24 protein-coding genes, 1 pseudogene and 2 riboswitches are annotated in these 22,262 nt (G+C 66.9%); of the genes and pseudogenes, 5 read left to right on the top strand and 20 right to left on the bottom strand.

Annotation, left to right across the window (positions count from 1 at the left end; translation table 11 throughout):
• Positions 1–33: 33 nt before the first annotated feature.
• The 3 genes and pseudogenes from OEZ49_RS14835 to OEZ49_RS14825 all read right to left on the bottom strand — a co-directional run.
• The gene (locus OEZ49_RS14835) at positions 34–987 is read right to left on the bottom strand and encodes a dihydrodipicolinate synthase family protein (RefSeq protein ID WP_263389045.1); all 954 of its coding nucleotides are present in this window, start codon (positions 985–987) and stop codon (positions 34–36) included.
• Positions 984–2,771: a xanthine dehydrogenase family protein molybdopterin-binding subunit gene (locus OEZ49_RS14830; protein WP_263389044.1), complete on the bottom strand. Its 1,788-nt coding sequence runs from the start codon at positions 2,769–2,771 to the stop codon at positions 984–986. Before OEZ49_RS14830 ends, OEZ49_RS14835 begins: the two co-directional genes overlap by 4 nt.
• 130 nt (positions 2,772–2,901) lie before the next feature.
• Positions 2,902–3,045 (bottom strand): annotated as a pseudogene (locus OEZ49_RS14825) (hypothetical protein); the annotation flags it as partial.
• Between the two features lie 187 nt (positions 3,046–3,232).
• Between OEZ49_RS14825 and OEZ49_RS14820 the strand changes: the two are divergent.
• The 4 genes from OEZ49_RS14820 (at position 3,233) to OEZ49_RS14810 (ending at position 5,411) form a co-directional block, all read left to right on the top strand.
• Entirely contained in the window at positions 3,233–4,015 is a 783-nt protein-coding gene (locus tag OEZ49_RS14820; protein WP_263389043.1) for an aspartate dehydrogenase, read from the top strand.
• A 161-nt stretch (positions 4,016–4,176) separates the two neighbouring features.
• Positions 4,177–4,236, top strand: coding sequence for a hypothetical protein (locus tag OEZ49_RS23055; protein ID WP_397545674.1), 60 nt, complete (start codon positions 4,177–4,179; stop codon positions 4,234–4,236).
• 24 nt (positions 4,237–4,260) lie between these two features.
• The gene (locus OEZ49_RS14815) at positions 4,261–5,064 is read left to right on the top strand and encodes a LysR substrate-binding domain-containing protein (protein WP_317853176.1); all 804 of its coding nucleotides are present in this window, start codon (positions 4,261–4,263) and stop codon (positions 5,062–5,064) included.
• Positions 5,061–5,411: a DUF1636 domain-containing protein gene (locus OEZ49_RS14810; protein ID WP_263389042.1), complete on the top strand. Its 351-nt coding sequence runs from the start codon at positions 5,061–5,063 to the stop codon at positions 5,409–5,411. The genes OEZ49_RS14815 and OEZ49_RS14810 overlap by 4 nt, the downstream gene beginning before the upstream one ends.
• 23 nt (positions 5,412–5,434) lie before the next feature.
• Here the strand turns inward: OEZ49_RS14810 and OEZ49_RS14805 are convergent, their stop codons facing one another.
• The 9 genes from OEZ49_RS14805 to cbiE all read right to left on the bottom strand — a co-directional run bounded on the left by OEZ49_RS14805 (position 5,435) and on the right by cbiE (position 12,290).
• Positions 5,435–5,929, bottom strand: a complete 495-nt coding sequence (locus tag OEZ49_RS14805; protein ID WP_263389041.1) for a hypothetical protein — start codon at positions 5,927–5,929, stop codon at positions 5,435–5,437.
• Positions 5,930–5,999: 70 nt separating this feature from the next.
• On the bottom strand, positions 6,000–6,698 hold the full coding sequence (locus OEZ49_RS14800) for a CbtA family protein (RefSeq protein ID WP_263389040.1): 699 nt from the start codon (positions 6,696–6,698) through the stop codon (positions 6,000–6,002).
• Positions 6,699–6,701: 3 nt separating this feature from the next.
• Complete coding sequence (locus OEZ49_RS14795; protein WP_234138881.1) at positions 6,702–6,872, bottom strand: CbtB domain-containing protein; 171 nt, start codon at positions 6,870–6,872, stop codon at positions 6,702–6,704.
• A gap of 35 nt (positions 6,873–6,907) precedes the next feature.
• A riboswitch (cobalamin riboswitch) is annotated at positions 6,908–7,118 on the bottom strand.
• A gap of 43 nt (positions 7,119–7,161) precedes the next feature.
• A complete protein-coding gene (cobF, locus tag OEZ49_RS14790) occupies positions 7,162–7,905 on the bottom strand; it encodes a precorrin-6A synthase (deacetylating) (protein ID WP_263389039.1) in 744 nt (247 codons plus the stop codon).
• Positions 7,898–8,626 carry a uroporphyrinogen-III C-methyltransferase gene (cobA, locus tag OEZ49_RS14785; protein WP_263389038.1) on the bottom strand — a complete coding sequence of 243 codons (729 nt, stop codon included), beginning with the start codon at positions 8,624–8,626 and terminating at the stop codon, positions 7,898–7,900. The genes cobF and cobA overlap by 8 nt, the downstream gene beginning before the upstream one ends.
• Positions 8,623–9,948, bottom strand: coding sequence for a cobyrinate a,c-diamide synthase (locus tag OEZ49_RS14780; RefSeq protein ID WP_263389037.1), 1,326 nt, complete (start codon positions 9,946–9,948; stop codon positions 8,623–8,625). Before OEZ49_RS14780 ends, cobA begins: the two co-directional genes overlap by 4 nt.
• Entirely contained in the window at positions 9,935–10,729 is a 795-nt protein-coding gene (cobM, locus tag OEZ49_RS14775) for a precorrin-4 C(11)-methyltransferase (protein WP_263389036.1), read from the bottom strand. The genes OEZ49_RS14780 and cobM overlap by 14 nt, the downstream gene beginning before the upstream one ends.
• Positions 10,726–11,094 (bottom strand): cobalamin biosynthesis protein, encoded by a 369-nt coding sequence (locus OEZ49_RS14770; protein ID WP_263389035.1) that lies wholly within the window; start codon positions 11,092–11,094, stop codon positions 10,726–10,728. The genes cobM and OEZ49_RS14770 overlap by 4 nt, the downstream gene beginning before the upstream one ends.
• Positions 11,091–12,290, bottom strand: coding sequence for a precorrin-6y C5,15-methyltransferase (decarboxylating) subunit CbiE (cbiE, locus tag OEZ49_RS14765; protein WP_263389034.1), 1,200 nt, complete (start codon positions 12,288–12,290; stop codon positions 11,091–11,093). Before cbiE ends, OEZ49_RS14770 begins: the two co-directional genes overlap by 4 nt.
• Here cbiE and OEZ49_RS14760 point away from each other — a divergent pair.
• On the top strand, positions 12,289–13,041 hold the full coding sequence (locus tag OEZ49_RS14760; protein WP_263389033.1) for a cobalt-precorrin-6A reductase: 753 nt from the start codon (positions 12,289–12,291) through the stop codon (positions 13,039–13,041). The two genes, cbiE and OEZ49_RS14760, sit on opposite strands and share 2 nt — an antisense overlap.
• Here OEZ49_RS14760 and cobJ read toward each other — a convergent pair.
• The 8 genes from cobJ to OEZ49_RS14720 all read right to left on the bottom strand — a co-directional run bounded on the left by cobJ (position 13,014) and on the right by OEZ49_RS14720 (position 22,242).
• Positions 13,014–13,766 (bottom strand): precorrin-3B C(17)-methyltransferase, encoded by a 753-nt coding sequence (cobJ, locus tag OEZ49_RS14755; RefSeq protein WP_263389032.1) that lies wholly within the window; start codon positions 13,764–13,766, stop codon positions 13,014–13,016. The genes OEZ49_RS14760 and cobJ overlap by 28 nt on opposite strands.
• Complete coding sequence (locus OEZ49_RS14750) at positions 13,763–14,491, bottom strand: precorrin-2 C(20)-methyltransferase (protein ID WP_164131939.1); 729 nt, start codon at positions 14,489–14,491, stop codon at positions 13,763–13,765. The genes cobJ and OEZ49_RS14750 overlap by 4 nt, the downstream gene beginning before the upstream one ends.
• Positions 14,488–15,117: a precorrin-8X methylmutase gene (locus OEZ49_RS14745; protein WP_263389031.1), complete on the bottom strand. Its 630-nt coding sequence runs from the start codon at positions 15,115–15,117 to the stop codon at positions 14,488–14,490. Before OEZ49_RS14745 ends, OEZ49_RS14750 begins: the two co-directional genes overlap by 4 nt.
• Entirely contained in the window at positions 15,117–16,244 is a 1,128-nt protein-coding gene (locus OEZ49_RS14740; protein ID WP_263389030.1) for a cobalamin biosynthesis protein CobG, read from the bottom strand. Before OEZ49_RS14740 ends, OEZ49_RS14745 begins: the two co-directional genes overlap by 1 nt.
• Complete coding sequence (gene cobN, locus OEZ49_RS14735) at positions 16,241–19,534, bottom strand: cobaltochelatase subunit CobN (RefSeq protein WP_263389029.1); 3,294 nt, start codon at positions 19,532–19,534, stop codon at positions 16,241–16,243. The genes OEZ49_RS14740 and cobN overlap by 4 nt, the downstream gene beginning before the upstream one ends.
• Positions 19,535–19,543: 9 nt before the next feature.
• Positions 19,544–20,599, bottom strand: a complete 1,056-nt coding sequence (gene cobW, locus OEZ49_RS14730; RefSeq protein ID WP_263389028.1) for a cobalamin biosynthesis protein CobW — start codon at positions 20,597–20,599, stop codon at positions 19,544–19,546.
• Between the two features lie 3 nt (positions 20,600–20,602).
• Positions 20,603–20,986 (bottom strand): DUF1636 domain-containing protein, encoded by a 384-nt coding sequence (locus OEZ49_RS14725; protein WP_263389027.1) that lies wholly within the window; start codon positions 20,984–20,986, stop codon positions 20,603–20,605.
• 82 nt (positions 20,987–21,068) lie between these two features.
• A riboswitch (cobalamin riboswitch) is annotated at positions 21,069–21,285 on the bottom strand.
• 72 nt (positions 21,286–21,357) lie between these two features.
• Entirely contained in the window at positions 21,358–22,242 is an 885-nt protein-coding gene (locus tag OEZ49_RS14720; protein WP_263389026.1) for a LysR substrate-binding domain-containing protein, read from the bottom strand.
• Positions 22,243–22,262 lie beyond the last annotated feature (20 nt).

Here is a 22,262-nt window from a genome sequence, read left to right as displayed (position 1 = left end):
ACTCCCCCGGAGTATTTTAGGCGAAATGAAGGGTCAGAGGCGCAGGCCGCAGGCTTCAAAGGCAGCACGCGTGGCGGATTTTTCTGCTTCGGTCAGCTCCTGCATGGGAAAGCGCACCCGGCCGCCGGTCTGTCCCAGAAGCTCTTGCCAGTATTTGCCATGTGCCTGGGGCTTGCCGCCCGGCTTGGTGGATTTGATCGCCTGGCGCACCGGGTCGAGGCTGTCGCGGATCGCGCGTGCCTCGTCGATGCAGTCGGCAAAGGCCAGCTGGGTATAATCATGCATGCGCCGGTCGTTTGCGGTTTGCAGCTGGTAGGGCGGTGAGGAGCAGAGGTAAAGGTGCCAGCCCAGCTCCACGATATTGTCGAACCATTCCTCTTCGGACGCGGTAGAGACCTGGATCCGGTCACCCGCCAGCTCGGTCAGGCGGGCATACATCTCGCGCGGGACCGAGTATTTGATCGCCACCACATTGGGCGGATCGGCGATGCGGGCGCAGAGCTTGGGGCTCATCAGATAGCCGCTGTCGGGGTGGCTCCACATGGCGATGCCGATATCGACCGCCTCGCTGATGGTCTTGTAGTAGTCGTAGAGCAGCGCGTCGCGGTCGTGTACGAAATGCAGCACGGGTGCATGCACCACGATGTAATCGGCGCCCACGTCCTGGGCGTGGCGGGCGAGCTCCAGCACGGTGTCGAAATTCTGGTCCGAGACCGACATCATGGTGCCCGCACGCCCGGCGCATTCCTCGACCGCGACCTCGAGGTTGCGCTTGCGCTCCTCCAGCGACATCGAGAAGAACTCACCCTGTTTGCCGCAGATGAAGAGGCCCTCGATGCCCAGATCGTCGACCCAGTGGCGGATGTTGCGGCGAAAACCGGCCTCGTCGAACGACAGATCCTCGGCAAAGGGGTTCAGCGCCGCGGCCCAGATGCCGCGCAGGTGTTCGCGGGCATGGTCCTTGGCCTCGCTCTTGGCGTATTTCATGTCTGAGGTTCCTTGCTTGCATCGGTGATCGCCTGCCAGAGCGACAGGCTGGTAAGCGGCATTTGCAGATCGGTCACGCTCAGCGGCGGCAGCGCGTCCAGCGCGGCGTTCAGGATCGCCGCCGGGGCGCCGATGGTGCCGGCCTCGCCGATCCCCATGGCGCCGAGCGCGTTGGTGGTGGCGAGGGTTTCGGTCTTGTGGATGGTGAGTGGTGGCAGGTCTGCCGTGCGCGGCATCGCGTAATCCATGAACGAGCCGGTGAGGAGCTGGCCGTCGTCGAAATGCAACGCCTCCATCATCGCCTCGCCAAGCCCCTGTGCAAACCCGCCGATCACCTGTCCCTCGGCCAGCAGCGGGTTGATCAGCCGCCCGGCATCGTCGAGGCAGGCCATGCGGGTCAGATGCGGGGCGCCGGTGTCGCGGTCGATCTCGATGGCGGCGAGGTAGCAGCCATGGCCCCAGGCCTCGCCCGGAGCGGTATAGGCTGTGTCGGCGGTGATCGGTTCACTCTCGCCCGCGTCGCGGCGGCGGATGATCTCGCGGCAGGCCTCGAGCACGGCGCTGGCGCCGATGGGGGTGCTGCGGCTGGCCAGTGCGCCGATGCCGGGCGGGCAGGTGGCAGTGTCGCCATGCAGCACGGTGATATCGGCGGGCGTGAGGTCCAGTGCGTCGGCGGCGATCTGGGCCAGCGCGGTTTCGCGCCCATGGCCCTGGCTGCTGCCGTCAAATTCCACCGTCGCGCGGCCCGCCTCAAGGGTGACGCGGGCGCTTTCCCAACCCTTGCCCGAGGGTTCGACATAGAACCCTAGCCCAACACCGGCCAATGCGCCGTCGGCGCGTCTTGCGTCGCGCCGGGCGCGCCAGGCGGGGTAATCGGCCAGCGTCAGGAAATGGTCGAGCGCTGTGGCATAATCGGCGCCTTCGACCCGGCCCGCGGGCAGATCGCGCGGGCCGTTCAAGCGGTTCAGGTTGCGGCGGCGGATCTCGGCTGGATCAAGGCCGGTGGCGCGGGCGGCGGCATCGGCCAGACGCTCCATTAGCGCGCAGGCTTCGGGGCGGCCTGCACCGCGATAGATGCCGGTGGGTGCGGTATGTACGCGTCGAGCGCTGGTACCCAGATCGGTCGCGGCGATGTCATATGGGCCGGGCAGGATGCGGGCGACGTTCCAGGCCGGGATCAGCGCCGAATTGGGCAGCCAATGGCCCAGCGGCGCCTCGACGCGGGCCTTGAGCGCCAGAAACCGGCCATCACCGTCGATGGCAAGCTGGCCTTCACTTGTCAGCCCCCGGCCATGGGTGGCCGACAGAAACTCTTTGCTGCGGGTGGCGGTCCAGCGCACCGGGCGGCCCAGTTGATGCGCGGCCCAGACCACCAGCACCTCTTCGGGGTAAAGCGAGGCCTTCATGCCAAAGGCGCCGCCCACATACCGGGCGATCACCCGCAGTTGCTCGGGGGCGAGCGACAGGATACGGGCCAAGTCGGCCCTTGCCCGGTGTGGCGTTTGGGTGGAAAGCCAGGCGGTCAGCCCATTGCTTTCAGGCATTGCGGCGATGGCACGCGGTTCCATCGGGTTGGGGGCAAGGCGGGGATGGGCAACCCGGACCGCGACCACATGTGCGGCGCGGGCGAACGCGGCGGCCGCATCGCCGCTCTGCCAATGTTGCATGGCCAGCAGTTCGGGTGGCGGGGCGGGGGTCTCGTCGATCTCGGCCCAAATCTGTTCGACGGCATCCAACGCCTGGACCGGCGTCTCGGCCGATACCGCCGCAATGGGCTGGCCCACCGCCGAGACCGTGGCGTCTGCCAGGATCGGATAGGGTGTGGTCGAGCGGTAGCACCGGGTTGACCTCGAGCTTGCCCAGCCCCCCAAGATCGGCGGCGGTCAATACTGTCGCGACTCCTGGCATGTTCTGCGTGGCGGAGATTTCGCAGCCAACGATCTGCCCGCAGGCAAAAGGACTGCGCAGAAACGCCAGATGCAGTGCGCCGGGCAGGTCGATATCGCCGGCATACTGGCCTTCGCCCTGTAGCAATCGCGGGTCTTCGCGCCGGGGCATGTGGCGTACGATGTATGGCGGTTTCTCGGTCAATGTGGGTCCGGCGAAAGTTTGGTGTTCTGCCAACCCTGAACGCCCTTTTCACCGCAGGGCAAATCGAGAAAATGCATCCGGGTATCTGCAAACAGGATATCAAATAGCGTCGGGTATGTGAAATATCACCGCCAACGAGCCAGAAGGACAGGACATGAAGATTGCATTGATCGGCCATGGCGCCATTGCGGGATATGTGGCGGCAAATCTGCCGGCCAACTCACGCCTGGTCGGCGCAATATGCAGACCCGGTCGCGAAGCGGCGGCGCGTTCGGCGCTTTCGGCTGTTCCGGCTCTTTCGGTCGCGGACCTGCCCGAGCGCCCCGATCTTCTGGTCGATTGCGCCGGTCACGCGGGGCTTCGTGCGCATGGCCCTTCGGCGCTCACTGCCGGGATCGAGGTTCTGTCCGTTTCGGTCGGCGCTCTGGCCGATACCGGGTTCTGTGCCGAGCTGGAGGCCGCTGCGCGGGCGGGCGGTACCCGGCTCTGTCTTGCATCGGGCGCCTTTGGCGCGCTCGATGCGCTGTCGGCGGCGGCAATGGGCCAAGGGCTGGCGGTCACCTATACCGGGCGCAAACCGCCGCAGGGCTGGCGCGGCAGCCGCGCCGAAGAGGTGCTGGATCTGGAGGCGCTCGCCGGGCCTGTTACCCATTTCAGCGGTACCGCGCGCGAAGCGGCGCAAGCCTACCCCAAGAACGCCAATGTGGCCGCCGCCGTGGCGCTGGCCGGAGCCGGGCTCGACGCCACGCGGGCTGAACTGATCGCCGATCCGGGCGTCACCGCCAATATCCACGAGATCGCGGCCGAAGGCTCATTCGGTCGTTTTCGGTTCCAGATCGAAGGCCTGCCGCTGCCCGGCAACCCCAGATCCTCGGCCCTGACCGCCCTTAGCCTGCTGGCGGCCCTGCGGCAGCGGCACGCTGCCATCCGGATATAGCTTTGACGGATACAAACCAGCCGTGATATCGCGAAAATCATGAGCCGCACCCAGATACGCATCGTCGAGCGCGTGTTGACGCGTCTGAAACTCAAACAGCTCCGGTTGTTGGTGGCGGTGGGCGACAGCATTCCATCCTGCACGCGGCGCAGGCGTTGAACATGTCGCAGCCCGCGGCGACAAAGCTGATCAAGGATCTCGAGCTTGATTTCGACGTGTAGCTCTTTGATCGCACCAACCGTGGCATGGTGCCCACTGTCTTCGGACAGGCGCTGATCCGCCACGGCAAGCTGAACCTGGCGCAGATTTCCCATGCCGCCCAGGAGCTGGACGACCTGAAGGAAGGCAATGGCGGACGCGTCGTCGTGGGCACCCTGCTGGCGGCCTCGGCCGATTTCCTTCCGCGTGTCCTGCACCGGCTGGTTGTCGAAAAACCCAGCTTGGTCGTGAAACTGGTTGAGGGCACCAACGAAGTGCTGATGCCCGCGCTACGCTCTGGCGATGTGGATCTGGTGGTGGGGCGGTTGCCGATGCATCGGCACCGCGCCGAGATCGAACAGGAACGGCTGTTTGACGAAAAGGTGATCTGCGTTTCCCGCGCCGGTCATCCCCTGACCGGCATCGAGGCTCCGGACCTGACGGTTCTTATGCGTTTCTCCTGGATCCTGCCACCGGCGGAAACGACCCTCAGACGGCAGCTCGATCAGGTTTTTGTCGATCTCGGCGGCGGCGCGCCAGCCTATACGGTGGAATCGGTCTCGTATCTGGCCAACCGGGGTCTTCTGGTCGGCTCCGACATGCTGGCGGTCATGCCCGCCCATGTGCCGCGCCACGATATAGGTACTGGCGCGCTGGCGCGCGTGAACTGGCAGGTGTCGATCCCGATCGGCCCTGTGGGCGTGTCGATGCGGCGCTCAGCCAGCCTGTCGCCCTCGGTCGCCGGGTTTCTGGCGGCGCTGCGCCGGGAGGCGGCGGAAATCTCCACCAGAGACTTGCCAGCGCCGGGGGGATCGGTCACACCTGCGCCGATGACCCAGAGCATGCCATGACCGACATCCTGCTTTCCCTTTGTTCCAGCTGCGCAGGCGAACGTGACATCGAGGCCGAGCGTGCCTCGCTGCGCGCGGCGTTGGCCAGGGCCGGACTGTCGTCTAATGTGGCGCTGGTCGAACACCCGTGTTTCGGGGCCTGCGAGGCGCCGGTAGCCATCGCATTGCAGGGGCAGGGCCGGGCGAGTTACGTCTTCTCGGATCTCGATCCGGTGGCGGATGCCGCAGATATCGCCGAAACCTGCCGCCTGTATCTCGACAGCCCGGCGGGCTGGATCGAAGACGCCCGCGACTGCGGGCGGCTTCGGCTATGCCTGCGCGCGCGGATTCCCGCCCTGTCCTCCTGAAAGAACGGGCAAGGCATCACAGCCTATTCGACCTCGACGATCACGCTCGCCTCGACCGGTGTGCCGTCGACCGTCAGTGTGCCATGGCTGTTGGCGTTCAGCGACACTTTCACCTCGACCTGTCCTTTGGGCAATTCGGGAATATGCATCCATTCGCCATAAAGCCGGGCCAGTTTCACGCCATTGGCATAGACATGGGCATGACCCTCACCGGGCTGATCCGTAGCCGAGGCGTTTTCCGGGGCAAAGCGAAAGTTGGTCGGCGTCACATGCAGGTTCCACCCGGCCATCGGATCCTTGAACACCTCGACCGCCAGACCGGGCGCATCGGCGCCCGCGGGCAGGTTTACCGCGTTGCCGTGTGAATGCGCGGCAGCCTCGGAATGGCTCGCGCCATGCTGGGCCGGGTCGGCATGGTCATGACCGTCAAAACTGATGCCATAGGCGCCCGCCGTGACGAAACCGGCACCGCCGCCAAACACCAGCCCGATGGCGAACAGGGCAAGAGATCGGGACATTTCTGTCTCCTCGTGAGAAATGGAAAACCCCGCCAGCCATGCCAGCGGGGTGAAAGGGCCGTCACACCGCTCAGGCGTGCGCGTCGGCGCGCTTGCTCTCGGTCTGCCAGAAGTATCCGGCGAAACCGCCGAGCAGCACCCAGGCCGCCATGCCAACGCCAAAGGCGCGAGCGGCGAACAACGCACCCAGCTCAGTCGGCACCGGGCCGCTGAAGCTTTCGGGCTCGGGCGCACCGATCAGATGTGGCGCCAGCAGCAGCAGCGCGGCGGCGCCATAGGCCATCGCGTTGCCGCCAAAGGCGATCAGCCACATGGCTACACCCGTGGCGGCCACCGTTGCGGTCCACCAGATCTGGCGAACCTCGACATCGGCGGCTGCCACGCCGGGAACCTCGGGCGCCAGCGACAGGCCGGGGGCGAAGTGAAAGGTGATGAACCCCGCCAATCCCCAGAGCAGGCCGGCGCGCGTGGTCACAGCGTGCCCCATCTTTTCAGCCATCGACATCAACGCCACCATGACCAGCGCATAGCCGGTATAGGTGAACATGGTGAACACGACGCTCAAACCATCCCGCATCGGGTCTGCGAAGAGACCGGGTAGTTCGGGACGGGCGCTCACCGCCTCGGCGCCGAAATGCACCAACTCGCCGGATTCATACAGTTCGGCATGCAGCAACACGGGCTGCACGAACACAAACTGCAGCAGGGCGGCAATCAGCCCTGCTGCAGCGCCAGCGAACAACGCGCTGGTCAGAATGCGACTGAACATGGTTCAGTGGCAGGGAAAGCCGGTTGCGTGGCGCACGTCGTGGGCGGCGTCATGCAGTGCGGATGCCTGCACATGGCCAGCCAGAGTGACGATGCCCAGGCCCAGGATCACGGCGAACAGGGCCGGAAGGATCGCGGAACCGGTGGCCGATGCCTTGAGAGTTTTGGTCGTCATGTCTATTCCTCCTTGCCGCCGCACCCGACGGCCGGTGTTTCATTGCCTGTCTGGCAGGTCTCCTGGCTTGCGGGTCAGTGCCTCTGTTCGCCTTCCCCCCGAGGCGAACCCGGGAGTGGCTGGTTGAACAGAGGCTCACCGCTTACAGTCGCGGGGGCGGCTTTGGCCTGAACCGACGGGCGGTTGCACCAAATTCCCTCTTAGCATCCGGATTGCTCCGGCAGGACCAGACCCCTCCATTTAGCCGCGAACGCGCGTCCGGCGCAATCGTCATTTGCGACCTTTCGGGTCATTTTCCGCGCTTTTTCAAAAGATAGATATCCATGATCCAGCCATGATCGGTCCGCGCGCGGGCGCGGGTTTCGACGATCTGGTCTGCCACCTCGGCCAGCGGTCCGGCCACCAGAATCTGTTCCTCCATGCCCACATAGGCGCCCCACCAGATGTGATAATCGGGCATAACCAGCGCCTGGAACGAACATTCCCCGTCCAGCATCACGGCAGCGGTATCCACGGCGGGCGGCCAGCCTTCGTCCCGAAGGCGCCGCCCGGTGGTGACAAGAAACGGCGCGCCCAACTCGTTGACCGGAATGCCATGCGCCGCTGTCAGCGCCTGAAGCGCGGTGATGCCGGGAATCACCCGCACCTTGGGTTGCGGATCGAGCCGCGCCGCGATTCGCAGGGAGCTGTCATAAAGCGACGGGTCGCCCCAGATCAGCAGCGCCACCCGCGCCGCGTCGGGGTGGTCCTGCATCGCCACCTGCCAGCAGAGCGCAATGGCATCGTGCCAGTCGTCGACACCCTTGAGATACCCATCCTCGGCCCGGCGAGCAGGGATGTCGAAATAGGCGATCTGCGGCGGCGTGTCGGTCGCCTCGGCGATGATACGCTCACGCAGCCCCGCCAGATCGGATTTGCCTGCCCCCTTGCGCGGGATCAGGATCAGATCGGCGGCGCGAATGGCGGCGATGCCTTCGCGCGTGATATGGTCAAGATTGCCGGTGCCGATCCCGATCAGGAGCAATTCAGTCATCGCCGAACTCCGCCAGCGGACCATAAAGGATCAGGGCGGGTGCGCTGCCCACCTCCTTCGCCAGCTGTTCGGACAGTTCACCCATGGTGGCGCGGGTCAGGCTTTGCTCAGGCGTCGAGACGCTTTCGGCCATCAGCGCCGGTGTCGACCGCGGCAGCCCATGCGCCTCAAGCGCCTCCAGCAGCAGCGGAAAGGTGCGCTTGCCCATGAACACTACCGTGGTGGCCTGCGGATCCGCCAGCGCGGGCAGGTTCAGGTCGGGGGGTAATTGGCCGCTGACGTCATGGCCGGTGACGAATTGCACCCGCCGCGCGGTGAGCCGCCGGGTCAGCGGGATACCTGCCGCCGCCGCTGCCGCCACCGCCGAAGGGATGCCGGGGATGATCTCGTAGCCGATCCCGGCGGCACGCAGGGCGACCAGCTCCTCCTCCAGCCGGCCAAAAAGCCCGCCATCGCCGGATTTCAACCGAACCACCCGGGCGCCCGATTGTGCGTAGTCCACCAGCAGGCGGCTCACATGGTCCTGCTTGGGCGAGGGGCGGCCCGCCCGTTTGCCGACGCCGACCAGATCGGCATCGGGGCGCACATGGGCCAGGATCGGACCGCTCGACAGATCGTCGAACAGCACCGCGTCTGCCTTGACCAGCCGGTCCACGGCCTTGAGTGTCAACAGTTCCGGGTCGCCCGGCCCCGAGCCGACGAAGGAGACAAAGCCGCTCATGATCCCGCCTCCGCGATCAGGTGAAAGAAGGTGCCGGTGACATTCCCGCGCACGGACCCGGTTTGCGGCCCCTCGACGCCTTCGGCATCGAAAACGCGGGCCAGCGGCGCGTCGGGCTGTTCCAGGATCGAGGAATAGTGGAACTCATGCCCGCGCAGGGTGGCGCCGGTGCCGTAACCGGGTAGGGGCGCCAGCAGTTCGGCCCGGCGATAGCCCAGGTTGAACTTGCGCTTTTCATACGAGGTGACCAGCCCCAATAGACCCGCCATCCGATGGCGGTTGCCGTCCTTGTCGACTAACGCCTCCCCCAACGCCATGTAGCCGCCGCATTCGCCATGCACCGGCCGGGTCTGCGCATGTTTGCGCAACCCGCTCAGAAAGGTCTCTGCCGCCGCAAGGCGCCCGGCATGCAGTTCCGGATAGCCGCCGGGCAGCCAGACCAGATCGGCATCGGGCGCGGGCGCCTCGTCGGCCAGCGGCGAAAACGGCAGGATCTCGGCCCCGCCCGCGCGCCAGCCTTCCAAGAGATGCGGATAGGTAAAGGAAAATGCCGCATCCCGCGCCAGCGCGATACGCTGCGCCGGGGGAGGCGGCAGCGCGGCCGACGATGGCCCATTGGGGCCTGAGGAGGCCGCCGCCCCCTTGATTGCCTCCAGGTTGACATGTTCACGCAGGAACGCGGCATAGCCCGCGATGGCTGCCTCCAGATCGGGGTGTTCGACCGCCTGAATGAGGCCCAGATGCCTCTCGGGCAGGGCCAGGTCGCCGCGCCGGGGCAGCACGCCCAGCACCGGCAGGCCAGCGCGCTCCATTCCCAGCCGGATCAGCCGCTCGTGGCGGGGGCTGGCGCAGCGGTTCAGGATCACCCCGGCAAAGGGCAGGTCGGGATTGTACATCCGGAATCCCAGCGCCGTGGCCGCCGCCGATTGCGCCTGCCCGCCCACATCGAGGACCAGCACCACCGGCCAACCGATACGCAGCGCGGTCTCGGCGCTCGACCCGTGACCGGTCTCGCCAGGTTTGGCGACGCCGTCAAACAGGCCCATCGACCCTTCGGCCACCACGATATCGGCGCCCGAGGCTTGCGCGGACACAGCACTGAGCAGCCGCTCGCCCATGGCCCAAGTGTCGAGGTTGAACGAGGCTCGCCCCGCCGCCGCCAGATGAAAGGCCGGGTCGATATAATCGGGCCCGCTCTTGAAGGGCTGCACGGTCAGCCCGTCTTCGGCCAGCGCGCGCAACAACCCGAGCATGACCGTGGTCTTGCCGGTGCCAGAGGCCGGGGCCGAGATCATCAGGCCGGGAGGGTTAGTCATCGCCATGGCTCCAGCTCGACCACGGGCTGTCGGCGCTTTGCGGCCGGTAACGGCGGTCGTATTCGCGGGAATAGAGGCAGCTTTCATCGAACCCTTCGCCGCGCAGAACCGGCCCGACCAGGATCAGCGCGGTGCGTGAGATGCTTTCGTCCAGCGCCTCTTTCAGAGTTTCCAGCGTGGCGCGGATGATCCGCTCGTCCGGCCAGCTGGCGCGATAGACCACGGCCACGGGGCAATCGGCGCCGTAATGCGGGGTCAGATCGGCGATCACCTTGTCCAGATTACCGATCGACAGGTGGATGGCCAGCGTGGCGCCGGTGCGGGCGAAGTTTTCCAGGCTCTCACCCTCGGGCATGGATGAGGCGCGCCCGGGCGTGCGGGTCAGCACCACCGACTGTCCCAGCCCGGGCAGGGTCAGCTCGGTCCCCAGCGCGGCGGCGGCGGCGGCAAACGAGGGCACGCCGGGTGTCACGCTGACCGGGATGCCCATCTGTTTCAGCCGCCGGATCTGCTCGCCCATCGCCGACCAGACCGACAGGTCGCCCGAATGCAGCCGCGCCACATCATGGCCCGCCTTATGTGCGGCCTCGATCTCGGCCATGATCTGATCCAGATCCATCGGCGCGGTGTTGACGATCCTTGCCCCCTCGGGGCAATGGCTCAGGATCTCCTCGGGCACCAGCGACCCGGCATAAAGGCAGACCGGGCATGAGGCGATGATATCGCGCCCGCGCAGGGTGAGCAGGTCGGCGGCACCCGGTCCGGCGCCGATGAAATGTACGGTCATGTCTTGTCTCCGATGGCGAGGGCGCAGGTGGCGCGCCGGTCGTCCGATATCTGTCTGGGGGTGATCAGCCGCGCGCCCGGCCCGGCGGCGATCAGCGCCGCGGCCTCGGCCACGCTGCCGGTGCCATAGCTGGCGCGGCTTTGCGGCGAGCAGGTGAGGGTGCGCTGCCCGGCAAGTTCAGCCGCCGGGATCAGGTGTAACGGCAGCGCCAGATCGGCGGCCAGCGCCTCCAGCGCCGGGTGCCCGGCTTTGTCGGCAACGGTGGCGAGCGCGGCCACCACCTGTCCGGCGGCGGCCTTGTCATAGGCCGCGCGCAGGCTGGTCGTCTCTGCCGTGGTGGTAAAGCCCAGTCCCGCGACGATCATAGCGTCACGCTCCACTGCACAACAGGATAGGCCGATTTCCAGCCCCGGCGCGGCCCCAGCGGGGCGGCTTGCGCCAGTTCGATCCGCAGCAGATCGCCGCCCTTGTCGGCCTGCCATTGCGCCAGCAAAGCTTCGCTTTCCAGCGTCACCGCATTGGCGACAAGGCGGGTGCCGGGGGGCAGTTGTGCAAACAGCCATTCCAGCAGTGCCACGCTGAGACCGCCGCCGATGAACACGGCATCGGGCCGTGCAAGACTGCCCAGAACCTCGGGCGCGCTGCCCTCGACCACGCGCAGGTGGTCCTGCCCCAGGGCGTCGGCATTGGCGCGGATGCGCGCGGCGCGGTCGGCGCGAGGCTCGACGGTGGTGGCGCTCAGAGTCGGATCGCTCATCAGCCATTCGATCCCGATCGAGCCGCTGCCGCCGCCGATATCCCACAGGTGCTCGCCCCGTTGCGGCGCCAGCACCGAAAGCGTCAGCGCCCGCACCGGGCGCTTGGTGATCTGCCCGTCGGTCTCGAAGATCGCATCGGGCCTGCCGCTTGCCTTGGGGATCGCCCGACCTTGGCCCGCCACTTCGACCCCGACACAGACGGGGTGGGTGAAATCGCCCGCTTGCGCCTCGGCCAGCGACAGGGTTTGCAGGCGCTCGCGCGGCCCCCCCAGCGCCTCCATCACGTGCAGGCGGCTGGCGGCAAAGCCGGTCTGATCCAGATAGCAAGCCAGCTCGGCCACCGCCGCACCGTCGCGCAGCAGGATCAGCGCGCGCAGGCCGGATGCGAGACAGGGCCGCAGCCGGGTCAGCGGCGCGGCATGCAGGCCAAGTGTCAGGGTCTTGTCCAGCGGCCAGCCCAGCCGCGCCGCTGCCAGCGAAAAGGTCGAAGCTCCCGGCAGTGCGCGCCACTCGCCCGGATCGAAATACCGGGCGATGACGGCGCCCGCGCCGAACCAGAACGGATCGCCCGAGGCCAGCACCGCGACGCGGCGCCCGCGCAGCCCGGCCAGAATCTCCAACCCGTCGGCATAGGGGACAGGCCAAGCGATGCGCTCTTGCGGTCCCTCGGGCAGCAGCGACAGGTGCCGGGGTGGCGCCATGATCACATCGGCCGCGGCCAGGGCTTGACGGCTTGCGGGCGGCAGGCCATCCAGTCCATCTTCGCCCATGCCGATCACGCTTAGCCACGGAGCATCAGACATGTCGCACCTCCTGATCCTGGGCGGTACCACCGAGGCCAACGCATTGGCGCGCGCCGTAGCCGAAACTGGCCTGCGCGCGACCTATTCCTATGCGGGCCGGGTCGAGGCGCCGCGCGACCAGCCGATCCCGATGCGGGTCGGCGGCTTTGGTGGCGTGGCCGGTTTGGTGGATTTCATCCACAGCAACAATGTCACGCATCTTGTTGACGCAACACATCCTTTTGCTGCGAAAATGAGTGCCAATGCCTGCGCTGCCTGCGCCCAAACGGGTGTGCCGCTGGCCGCGCTGACGCGGCCCGCCTGGCAGCCCGCCGATGGCGACAACTGGCGCCACGTTCCGGATATCGCCGCCGCTGTGGCCGCGCTGGAAGGCTGGTCGCAACGTATCTTCCTTGCGGTGGGCCGGTTGCATCTGGACGACTTTGCGGCCCAGCCGCAGCATGACTATCTCCTGCGCCTTGTCGATGCGCCTACCAGCCCGCTGCCCTTGCCAAAGGCGCAGGTTGTGGTGTCGCGGGGACCCTTCACAAAAGAGAGGGACAAGGCCCTGATGGAACAGCATAAAACGCAGCTTGTGGTCAGCAAGAACGCCGGCGGTACCGGGGCGCGGGCCAAGCTGGACGCGGCACACGACCTGGGTCTGCCGGTGCTGATGATCGACCGCCCCGTTCTGCCGCCCCGAGCCGAGCTTGCCACCCCCATCGATGTGCTGCGCTGGTTGCGTCATTCCGGCGTGAACCTCGGCGTGTAAACGAATGGTGAGCTATTTCTTTCGATGACGCGCGTGCGGGACGAGCCAACCAGAACCACGGTCTGCATATCGGCCATATCGGGTGTCGCGTCGGCCAGTTGCGCTATGCGCAGTGCCTCGTCCGGGCGGGATACTGCACGAGCGAACAGGATCAACCGCGCAGGCTCGCATTCCTCACGCAGGATTTGCAACGTCTTTTCAAATCCTTCTGGCCGTGACTTCGAGCGCGGATTGTAGAACGCCATGGCGAAATCTGCCTGTGCCGCCAGCCGCAACCGCCGTTCGATCAACCGCCAGGGTTTCAGGTTGTCACTGAGATTGATGCAACAGAAGTCATGGCCCAGCGGCGCGCCCGCCCGTGCGGCGGCGGCCAGCATGGCAGTGATCCCCGGCAGTACCTGAATGTCCAGATCGCGCCATGCGCGCGGCCCAGATTCCACCGCCTCAAACACTGCCGAGGCCATGGCGAACACGCCGGGATCGCCCGACGAGACCACCACCACCCGGCGCCCCTCGGCGGCCATTTCCAACGCGTGGCGCGACCGGTCGATCTCGACCCGGTTGTCGCTGGCATGCAGCGTCAGGCCAGGCCGCTCGGCCACCCGCGCGACGTAAGGGATGTATCCTACCACATCTGTCGCCTCGGCCAGCACCGCCGTCACTTCGGGCGTGACCAGCGCCTCCGAACCCGGGCCAAGGCCTGCGATCCGCAGCCAGCCGCTCATGGCCGCCGCCCCTGTCCATGCACCAGAATGATCGAGAAATAAGGCGTCACATCGGAATGGTTCTCGCTCAGCTTCGACACCCGCTGGTTGGCCATCTGAGCATATTCGACGATCCAGGCCCGCTCATACAGGCCCGCAGTCTTCAGCGCCCGTACCACCTTGTCGAAATTGCGTCCCAGCTTCATCACCACCAGAGCGTCGGTATCGGCCATGCGGCGGGCCAGCACATCCTCGGGCAGGGTACCGGTCAGTACCGTCAGGATGTCGTCGCCCCAGGTGATCGGATCGCCGGTGGCCGACCAGGCCCCCGACATGCCGGTGATTGCGGGCACCACCTCGACCGGGGCCAGACCGCGCAGGCGGGTATAGAGATGCATGAACGAGCCGTAAAAGAACGGATCGCCCTCGCACAGCACCACCACATCCTCTCCCGCCTGAGACAGCGCGTGCAGATGCGCGGCGGCGGCTTCATAGAATTCGGCCAGCAGGGCGTTGTATTGCGGATCGGTCACCGGGATCTCGGTCGTGACCGGGTATTCCATCGGAAACTCGACTGCGCCCTCGGGGATCATCCCGTTGACGATCTTGCGCGCCTGACCGCTGCGGCCGGGCTTGCGGAAATAGGCCACATGGCGGGCGCCGCGCAGCAGGCGGTCGGCCTTGACGCTCATCAGGTCAGGATCGCCGGGGCCAAGGCCCAGACCGTATATGGTGCCCATGCTCATTCCGCCCGGCTCGCGATGGCGTTGATCGCCGCGACGGTGATGGCACTGCCGCCCAGGCGGCCCTTGACGATGCAGCAGGGCACCGGCTGTGCCTCCCACAGGGCGTCTTTCGACTCGACCGCGCCGACAAAGCCCACCGGGCAGCCGATGATCGCGGCTGGGCGGGGGCAGTCGGGGTCCTCGAGCATGTTCAACAGGTGGAACAGGGCGGTGGGCGCATTGCCGATGGCGACCACGGCGCCCGCCAGATGCGGCCGCCACAGCTCCAGCGCGGCGGCCGAGCGGGTATTGCCCATATCGGCGGCCAGCGGGCGCACGCGCTCGTCATGCAGGGTACAGATCACCTGATTGTCGGCGGGCAGGCGGAACCGGGTCACGCCCTCGCTGACCATGCGCGCATCGCACAGGATCGGTGCGCCCGCCTCAAGCGCGGCGCGCGCAACGGTGACGAAGCCGGGCGAGAAATGAACGAATTCCTCCAGCCCCACCATGCCGGCGGCGTGGATCATCCGCACCGCGACCTGCTCCTCGTCCAAGTCAAAGCGGGCCAAATCGGCCTCGGCCCGGATGGTGGCAAAGGACTGTTTGTAGATCGCCGCGCCATCGGTCTCGTATTCATAGGGCATCAGGTAAGGTCCATCGTCTTCAGTGTTTCGGGTGTCAGGCCGCGCTGGCAGGGCTCATCCCCCGCGCGGCCCTGTTTTACAAGGTCAAAACGCCCGCCATTCCCGACCAGCGTGATATCGGCGGCTCCCATCCGGGCGCAGCCCTTGGCGCAGCCCGAGACATGCAGGCTGCCGCTCACGCGCCCGGCCAGAACGCGCGCCAGATCGCGTGTTTCGGCCTGGGCCTGCGGGCAATAGGGCGCACCGGGGCAGGCATCGGTGGTCAACAGCGGATCGCCTGCGCAGCTGACGAACTCGCGGGCGGGGATGGCCTGTGCGCCTTCCAGCAGGATCAGCCGCCAGGGGGTGACCCGCAAGCGCGTCGCGCCGCTGTCGCGCAGCAGGGAAGCAAGCGCCTGCGCGGGCAGTTGGCCAAAAGCCGCGCCATAGAGCGGGCCAAGCGCGGTGTCGCCGGGCACCAGCGGCGCACCAACTGGCCCCGGTTCCGTGCCCTGCCAGTTCGTGGGCAGGGGCACGGCCCGCACCAATCGCGCCATGCGGCGGGTGTCGGCGGTAAAACGGTCGGCAAACCAGCGCGCCAGTTCGATCAGGCGGTCGATCGCCTCGCCCTCGGTCACTTCGCGCCCCGTGGCCATGCCATCGGCGCGCAGGATCAGGCCGTCTGCGCTCCGTTCCAGCCGGATATCCGCCGAATCCCGGCTCAGCAGACGGCCCGCCCCGGTATCGATGGCAAAGCCGAATTTCGCCGGCAGCGCGGGCAGTTCGCCCAATCGCGCCGTCAACTCGCATCCCAGCCGGTCGGTCATGTCGCCTTCGCGGTAAAGCGGAGAGAACAGGATGTTGCGCCGCACCTCGATCCCCGGTTCAGAGTCCAACAGGTCGAGCGCGGCCAGTTCCGCCAACAGCGGCTGATGATCCGCCTCAGTCACCCCGCGCAGTTGCAGGTTGGCACGGTTGGTCAGGTCGATGGTGCCATTGCCGAACCGTTCGGCCAACGCGCAGAGACCCAGCGCCTGCGACACCCGCAGCCGGGCCAGACGCGGGCGCACCCGCACCACCAGCCCGTCACCCGACATCATCGGGCGATGCGCGCCGGGGCACCAGCCCTGAACAATGGGTGCCGTCATGACAGCCCCTCCAGATCGGCCCGGATCGAGTTGCGTCGGGTCTGCCACAGCCCCGCCTCGTAAAGCGCGCGGAACCGGTCCAACATGGCCTGATAGGCTTGCGGGTTGGCCTCTTGCAGAAAGGCCGCGACCTCTGCGTCTCCCAAAGTGGCATCATGGTAGAGGTCAAAGAGATGCGGCGCCACGCTGTCGGCCAGATGCGCGAACGAGGCCATGTGATCGAGCGTCGCCGCGATCTCGGCCGCGCCCCGGAACCCGTGCCGCATCATGCCCGCGATCCAGCCGGGATGGGCGGCGCGGGCGCGCACCACGCGGGCGATTTCCTCGGGCAGGGTCCGGGCGCGCGGGGTGTCGGGATTGGTGTTGTCCAGATGATAGAGTTGCGCGGTACCCCCGGTCACCCGTTTGGCGGCGGCAAAGCCTGCTTCATGCGTGGCATAATCGGCGGCCAGCAGCAGATCGGTCTCGGCCAGATCCTGCAAATGTACGAACCCGTCGGCCTTGGCGACGCGGTCCCGGATCCCCTCGGCGTCGCGGGCGATGTTCTCGCCCTCCAGCGCAAAGGAACTGGCCACCAGCCAGGCCTCTCCCGCACTCTGCCGGGCCTCGTCGGTATAGGTCTCGGGCAGGTGTCCCATGCCCAGCCCATAGCTGCCCGGCGCCGGGCCATAGACCCGCGCGGCGGGCGCGTGCCCGGCATAGGGGTTCCAGTCGGGCGCTTCGTCACGCGCGCAAAGCGCGCGCACCGCCTGACCGAAGAGCGCCGAAAGCGTCGGAAACACATCGCGGAACAGGCCCGAGACACGCAGCGTGACGTCCAGCCGGGGCCGGTCCAGATCGGTGATCGGCAGAACCTCGATGCCCGAAACCCGTTCCGAGCCCTTATCCCACACCGGTTTCACGCCCAGCAGATGCAGCGCCATGGCGAATTCCTCGCCCGCCGTGCGCATGGTGGCCGAGCCCCAGAGATCGACAATCAGCCCCCTGGGGTAATCGCCTTCTTCCTGCAAATGTCGGCGCACCAGCTCCTCGGCCAGTTTCACCCCCTGCGCATAGGCCGCGCGCGTCGGGACCGACCGGGGATCGGTGGTATAAAGGTTGCGCCCGGTGGGCAGCACATCGCTGCGCCCCCGATAGGGCGAGCCGGACGGCCCCGCCGCGATCCGTTTGCCCGCCAGCGCGTCGATCAGCGCGCGCGCCTCGCCCTGCGCCGATGGCGCGGCATCAAACGGGCCGGTGACCTCGGGTACACGCCCATAGACATGTAGCCCGTCACCATACTGGCTTTCCTTCACATCGCAGACAAAGCGGTCGATGCGGGTGATCGCCTCGGCGGTCGAGGTGGCGCGGTCCAGGCCCAGATCATCCTCCAGCCCCAGCGCCTGCGCCTCGGCCCGGATATCTCCCTGCAAGCGGTCACGGCGCTTGGGGTCCAGCCCGTCGGCATTGGAAAACTCATCAAGCAGCGCCTCGAGCTGCACCATCCGGTCCGGGGTGCCGCTGGTGCGCAGGGCAGGGGGGATATGGCCCAGCGTCACCGCGCCGATGCGGCGCTTGGCCTGCGCGGCCTCGCCCGGATCGTTGACGATAAAGGGATAGATCACCGGCAGATCGCCGATCAGAACCTCGGGCCAGCATTGCCCTGACAGCGCCACCGCCTTGCCCGGCAGCCATTCCAGCGTGCCATGGGCGCCTATATGGATCAGCGCGTCGGCCCCCAGCGCCTGCCGCAGCCAGAGGTAAAAGGCGACATAGCTGTGGCGTGGGGTGCGGGAGAGGTCGTGATAGTCGTCGTCGCGCGCCTCGGGCGTGCCCCGCTCCGGTTGCAGGGCGATCAATGCCTTGCCACGGCGGATGGCGCGAAACTGCAAATTGTCTTGCGAAAATGCCGGATCACTCTCGGGTTCACCCCAGGCATCTTGCAAATTTTGGCGCAATTGTGGCGGAATGCTGGCCAAAGCCTTGCGGTATTCATTGATTGGCCACGAAATCGACGCAATTTGCAAATCTTCCGCAATTGGCTGCCCCGATGCGACATCATACCCTTCATCCTGCAAATCGCACAGGATCGCCTCGGCCGAGGCCAGAGCGTCCAGACCCACCGCATGGGCCATCTGCCAGTCCTTGCCGGGATAGGTGGACAGAACCAGCGCCAGCACCCGCTGGGTGGCGGGTTTGGTCGCCAGCCGCAGCCAGCCCGATACCCGGCTCACCACCGCCTCGATCCGCTCGGGTTCGGGCCGGTGCGCAAAACGGGAATACTCCAACGCCGGGTCGCGCTTGCCCGGCTCCTTGAACGAGATCAGCCCGGCGTCGATGCGCCCGTCGACCTCGGGCAGCACCACATGCATGGCCAGATCGGCGGGCGACAGGCCACGCTCGGCCTCGGCCCAGGCCTTGCGGCGCGAGGTGGCCAGCGCCACCTGGAACACCGGTACGCCAGCGGCATCAAGCGGCGAGGCGCCATTGGCACCCTTGCCGGAAAACGAGGTGGCATTGACGATGGCCGCCGGGGCCAGCCCCGGCATCTGCCCGGCGATCCAGTCGGCGGCGGCGGGCGCCTTCAGCGAAGGCGCGAACATGCCCATCGCCTGAAACCCGCGCGTGCGAAAGGCCTGGATCAGCGCCGCAACCGAGGCGGTGTCGGCCGAAGTCAGGTAGGCCCTGTAAAAGGTGACCAGAATGCGCGGGGCGTCGCCCCCGAACACGGTCTCGGGCGCGATCACGCCGCGCTCGGGGCACCAGAAACCGCATTCCGGCAGCACCTTTGACCCGATCACCGGCCCGGCATAAAGCCCGGTCGCCAGCGCCATCTGCGCCAGTGCGGCCTGCGCGGCCACTTCGCCGCCGGTATCGCAGAGATGTTGCAGCCGCCGCAGGGTAGACACAGGCAGGGTTGAATAGGCGTCAAGCCGCGTATCCTCGCGCCCATCGGCCGGCAGAACCGCCACCGCCAGCCCCTTTTCCTGCGCCAGCGCCAGCACCTGTTGCAGCCCATAGGCCCAATAGGGCACGCCGCCAATCAGCCGGATCAGAATGCCCTTGGCCCCCGACAGCGTGTTTTCCACATAGGTATCGACCGAGAGCGGATGTTTCAGCGCCGTCAGGTTGGCCAGGCGTAGGGTGGGCATTCTGCCCACCGCCCCGCCACCACGATGCCAGCCCGCCGCAAAAGCCCCCAGGTCACTGTCCGAGAACGACAACACCACCAGATCGGCCGGGCTTTGGCCCAGGTCGGTCGGGGTCTCGGTCTCTTCCAGCCCGTGGCTTTCGCGGAAAACGACATGCATGGCGCGCGCTTACTCCGCAGGCTCGGAAACGCCGGTCAGGATGGCGTTGATCGCCGCCGGGTCGATGTCGTGATGTTCGGCGATCACCACCATGCGCGAGCGGCGCTCCTCGCCCGGGTGCCAGGGACGGTCATACTGGTGACGCACCCGTGCACCCACCGCTTGCACCAGCAGGCGCATCGGCTTGCCCGCAACCGCGGCATAGCCCTTGACCCGCAGGATGTTCAGCTCGTTGGCCAGCCGCTCGATCCGCGCGACCAGTTCGGCCGGGTCGGACTGTTCGGGCAGTTCCACCACGATGCTTTCGAAATCGTCATGTTCGTGGTCGTCATGGCCGTCGTGATGGCTGGGACGGGCATCCATGTCATCCTCAGCGGCAGCGCCAAGGCCCAGGATAACGCGCACATCAACGGCGCCCTCGGCCACTTCGACCACCGGCAGCGGGCGTGGCGCCTCGGCGGCGATCACCTCGCGCGCACGGGCCACGCCCTCGGGGCCGGCCAGATCGGGCTTGGTCAGCAGGATGATGTCGGCGCAGCTGATCTGATCCTCGAACACCTCGGACAGGGGCGTTTCATGGTCGATCGAGTCATCCGCCAGACGCTGGGCATCCACCGCCGCCACATTGGGCGCGAACCGGCCCGCCGCCACCGCCTCGGCATCGGCCAGCGCGATCACGCCGTCCACGGTGATCTTGGACCGGATATCGGGCCAGTCGAACGCCTTCAAGAGCGGCTTCGGCAGCGCCAGGCCCGAGGTTTCGATCAGGATGTGATCGGGGCGCGGCTCCAGCGCCATCAGCGCCTCGATGGTGGGGATGAAATCATCGGCCACGGTGCAGCAGATGCAGCCATTGGCCAGTTCCATGATGTTTTCCGCGGGGCATTCGGGGATGGCGCAGCTTTTCAGGATCTCGCCATCAACGCCAACATCGCCAAATTCGTTGACCACCACGGCCAGCCGCTTGCCCTGCGGGTTCTGCATCAGGTGGCGGATCAGCGTGGTCTTGCCCGAGCCGAGAAAGCCGGTGATCACGGTAACGGGAAGTTTTTCAAGGGTGCTCATGGCTCAGGCTCCGATCGGGGGGATGCGCGCGGCGCAGTTCTTGCGAAAGTGGACGGGGCGCTCGCGCCAGGGGACGAGCCCGTCAGCGGTTGCGTGATACTTGGTGACGCCTTCGACGATGGTGGCCACGTCATCGGCCTCGTTGAGGTTTTCGTAGACAAAGGTCCAGCGCGCCGGACCGCCGCGCAGCACGATGGAGCAGCCCTGATCGCAATTGGACAGACATTCGACCGGTTTTAGGATGACCCCTTCGGGCAACTCGGCCGCGCTCAGCGCGCGGTGCAACAGGGCGCCGGGGCGCTGGGCATCGTCCTCGACCGGCAATCCACGGCGGCAGGTCGTACAGACCAGCAGTTCGACTGGTGCAGCTTCGGTCACGTCTCTCATCCCCCCTCGTCAGGTGCGGGGGACGGGGTTTGCGCGGGCCACGCTCTCGGACATGGACCCGACACCGGAACACCCCGTCCGGTCTTGTCTTCGGGCGTTGGCAGGTCTCCCGGCTTGCGGATGTCAGGGTCTTGCCCTGTCGGGCGTCCCGCCTTCCCGGCCTTTCGGCCAGTGGCTTGGGCACCCTCTCCGGTCACGGTCGCGGGGGCGGCTGCGCTTGACGCCCGGCCTCTTGGCCGGTCCGCTGGCACATTCCCTTTTCATCCGGTTTCCCGGACACCAACAGCAGGCACATGCGGCAAGCGCGGGGGACTTGTCAAGCGCGCCGGACCGGGGGACACTGGGCTTTGCAGAAAAGCGACCGCTGGGGATCACCCAGCGGCATCCGCCCCGGCCCGCGTCCGCAGCCACGATAGAAAGAGCTGCGCCCGAGCCGGGGATGCGGCCGCCCGGGGCGGCCGGATCAGGTAATGCGACTGGGAAAAAGGAATCGGTTCGCCCGCCAGGCGCAACGGTATGCCCTGCGCGATGGCATTGCGGGCAAAGCGGGTCAGGATGGTGGCATAGCCCGCCCCTGCCAGCACCAACTGGATGGCCGAGACCGTGGTATCCACCGAAAACAGCGCCGCACGCTCCGCCGGTGGCAGCCCCTGTGCCTCGAACCAGCGCGCCCAGTTGTCTTCGTACCCAAGGATGTGGATCTGCGGCGCGGCGCGCAGCGCCTCGGGCGACAGGTGCGGCCCGTCGGCGCGGCCGATCGGCACGATGGTCTCGTCGCACAACTTTTCGGCCAGCAGTCCGGGCCAGTCGCCGTGACCCAGGCGGATGTCCAGATCGACATCCTCGTTTTCGGGTCCGTCGCCCCAGATGTTCGACACCAGCCGCACCGGGATATCCGGATAGGCCGCCGCAAACGCGGGCAGTTCCGTGGCAATCCAGTAGGTCGCGGTTGAGATCGGCGCGCGAATTCGCAGGGTCTGACGGGTCGCAGGCCCGAACAGGCTGTTGGTGGACAGGGCGATATCGGCCAGCGCCCGGCGTACGGTCAGCGCATAGGATTGCCCCAGCTCGGTCAGCCCCAGCCGCCGGGCCGCGCGCGAGAACAGTCGCTCGCCCAGTTCGGCCTCGAGCGAGCGGATATGCAGCGACACTGCGGTCTGGGTCAGCCCAAGCTCTCGCGCGGCTTCGGTGAAATTGAGATGCCGGGCGGCGGCCTCGAATGTCCGCAGCCAGGTCGGATTAGGCAGCCTGTCCAAATAGGTTCCTCCACTGTCCC

Origin of the sequence: Ruegeria marisflavi (genome assembly GCF_025673445.1) — a bacterium.
Classification (GTDB): domain Bacteria; phylum Pseudomonadota; class Alphaproteobacteria; order Rhodobacterales; family Rhodobacteraceae; genus Ruegeria_B; species Ruegeria_B marisflavi.
This window is presented reverse-complemented; position numbering and strand designations above follow the sequence as displayed.

Coding starts and splice junctions, on each gene's coding strand:
- cobW (WP_263389028.1), bottom strand. CDS start 20,599: ATGAGCACCCTTGAAAAACTTCCCGTTACCGTGATCACCGGCTTTCTC.
- cbiE (WP_263389034.1), bottom strand. CDS start 12,290: ATGTCTGATGCTCCGTGGCTAAGCGTGATCGGCATGGGCGAAGATGGA.
- cobJ (WP_263389032.1), bottom strand. CDS start 13,766: ATGAGCGGCTGGCTGCGGATCGCAGGCCTTGGCCCGGGTTCGGAGGCG.
- OEZ49_RS14725 (WP_263389027.1), bottom strand. CDS start 20,986: ATGAGAGACGTGACCGAAGCTGCACCAGTCGAACTGCTGGTCTGTACG.
- cobM (WP_263389036.1), bottom strand. CDS start 10,729: ATGACCGTACATTTCATCGGCGCCGGACCGGGTGCCGCCGACCTGCTC.
- OEZ49_RS14815 (WP_317853176.1), top strand. CDS start 4,261: ATGGTGCCCACTGTCTTCGGACAGGCGCTGATCCGCCACGGCAAGCTG.
- OEZ49_RS14780 (WP_263389037.1), bottom strand. CDS start 9,948: ATGGCGATGACTAACCCTCCCGGCCTGATGATCTCGGCCCCGGCCTCT.
- cobF (WP_263389039.1), bottom strand. CDS start 7,905: ATGACTGAATTGCTCCTGATCGGGATCGGCACCGGCAATCTTGACCAT.
- cobA (WP_263389038.1), bottom strand. CDS start 8,626: ATGAGCGGCTTTGTCTCCTTCGTCGGCTCGGGGCCGGGCGACCCGGAA.
- OEZ49_RS14770 (WP_263389035.1), bottom strand. CDS start 11,094: ATGATCGTCGCGGGACTGGGCTTTACCACCACGGCAGAGACGACCAGC.
- OEZ49_RS14750 (WP_164131939.1), bottom strand. CDS start 14,491: ATGAGCATGGGCACCATATACGGTCTGGGCCTTGGCCCCGGCGATCCT.
- OEZ49_RS14835 (WP_263389045.1), bottom strand. CDS start 987: ATGAAATACGCCAAGAGCGAGGCCAAGGACCATGCCCGCGAACACCTG.
- OEZ49_RS14810 (WP_263389042.1), top strand. CDS start 5,061: ATGACCGACATCCTGCTTTCCCTTTGTTCCAGCTGCGCAGGCGAACGT.
- OEZ49_RS14760 (WP_263389033.1), top strand. CDS start 12,289: ATGTCGCACCTCCTGATCCTGGGCGGTACCACCGAGGCCAACGCATTG.
- OEZ49_RS14745 (WP_263389031.1), bottom strand. CDS start 15,117: ATGCCCTATGAATACGAGACCGATGGCGCGGCGATCTACAAACAGTCC.
- OEZ49_RS14800 (WP_263389040.1), bottom strand. CDS start 6,698: ATGTTCAGTCGCATTCTGACCAGCGCGTTGTTCGCTGGCGCTGCAGCA.
- OEZ49_RS14805 (WP_263389041.1), bottom strand. CDS start 5,929: ATGTCCCGATCTCTTGCCCTGTTCGCCATCGGGCTGGTGTTTGGCGGC.
- cobN (WP_263389029.1), bottom strand. CDS start 19,534: ATGCATGTCGTTTTCCGCGAAAGCCACGGGCTGGAAGAGACCGAGACC.
- OEZ49_RS14795 (WP_234138881.1), bottom strand. CDS start 6,872: ATGACGACCAAAACTCTCAAGGCATCGGCCACCGGTTCCGCGATCCTT.
- OEZ49_RS14740 (WP_263389030.1), bottom strand. CDS start 16,244: ATGACGGCACCCATTGTTCAGGGCTGGTGCCCCGGCGCGCATCGCCCG.
- OEZ49_RS14820 (WP_263389043.1), top strand. CDS start 3,233: ATGAAGATTGCATTGATCGGCCATGGCGCCATTGCGGGATATGTGGCG.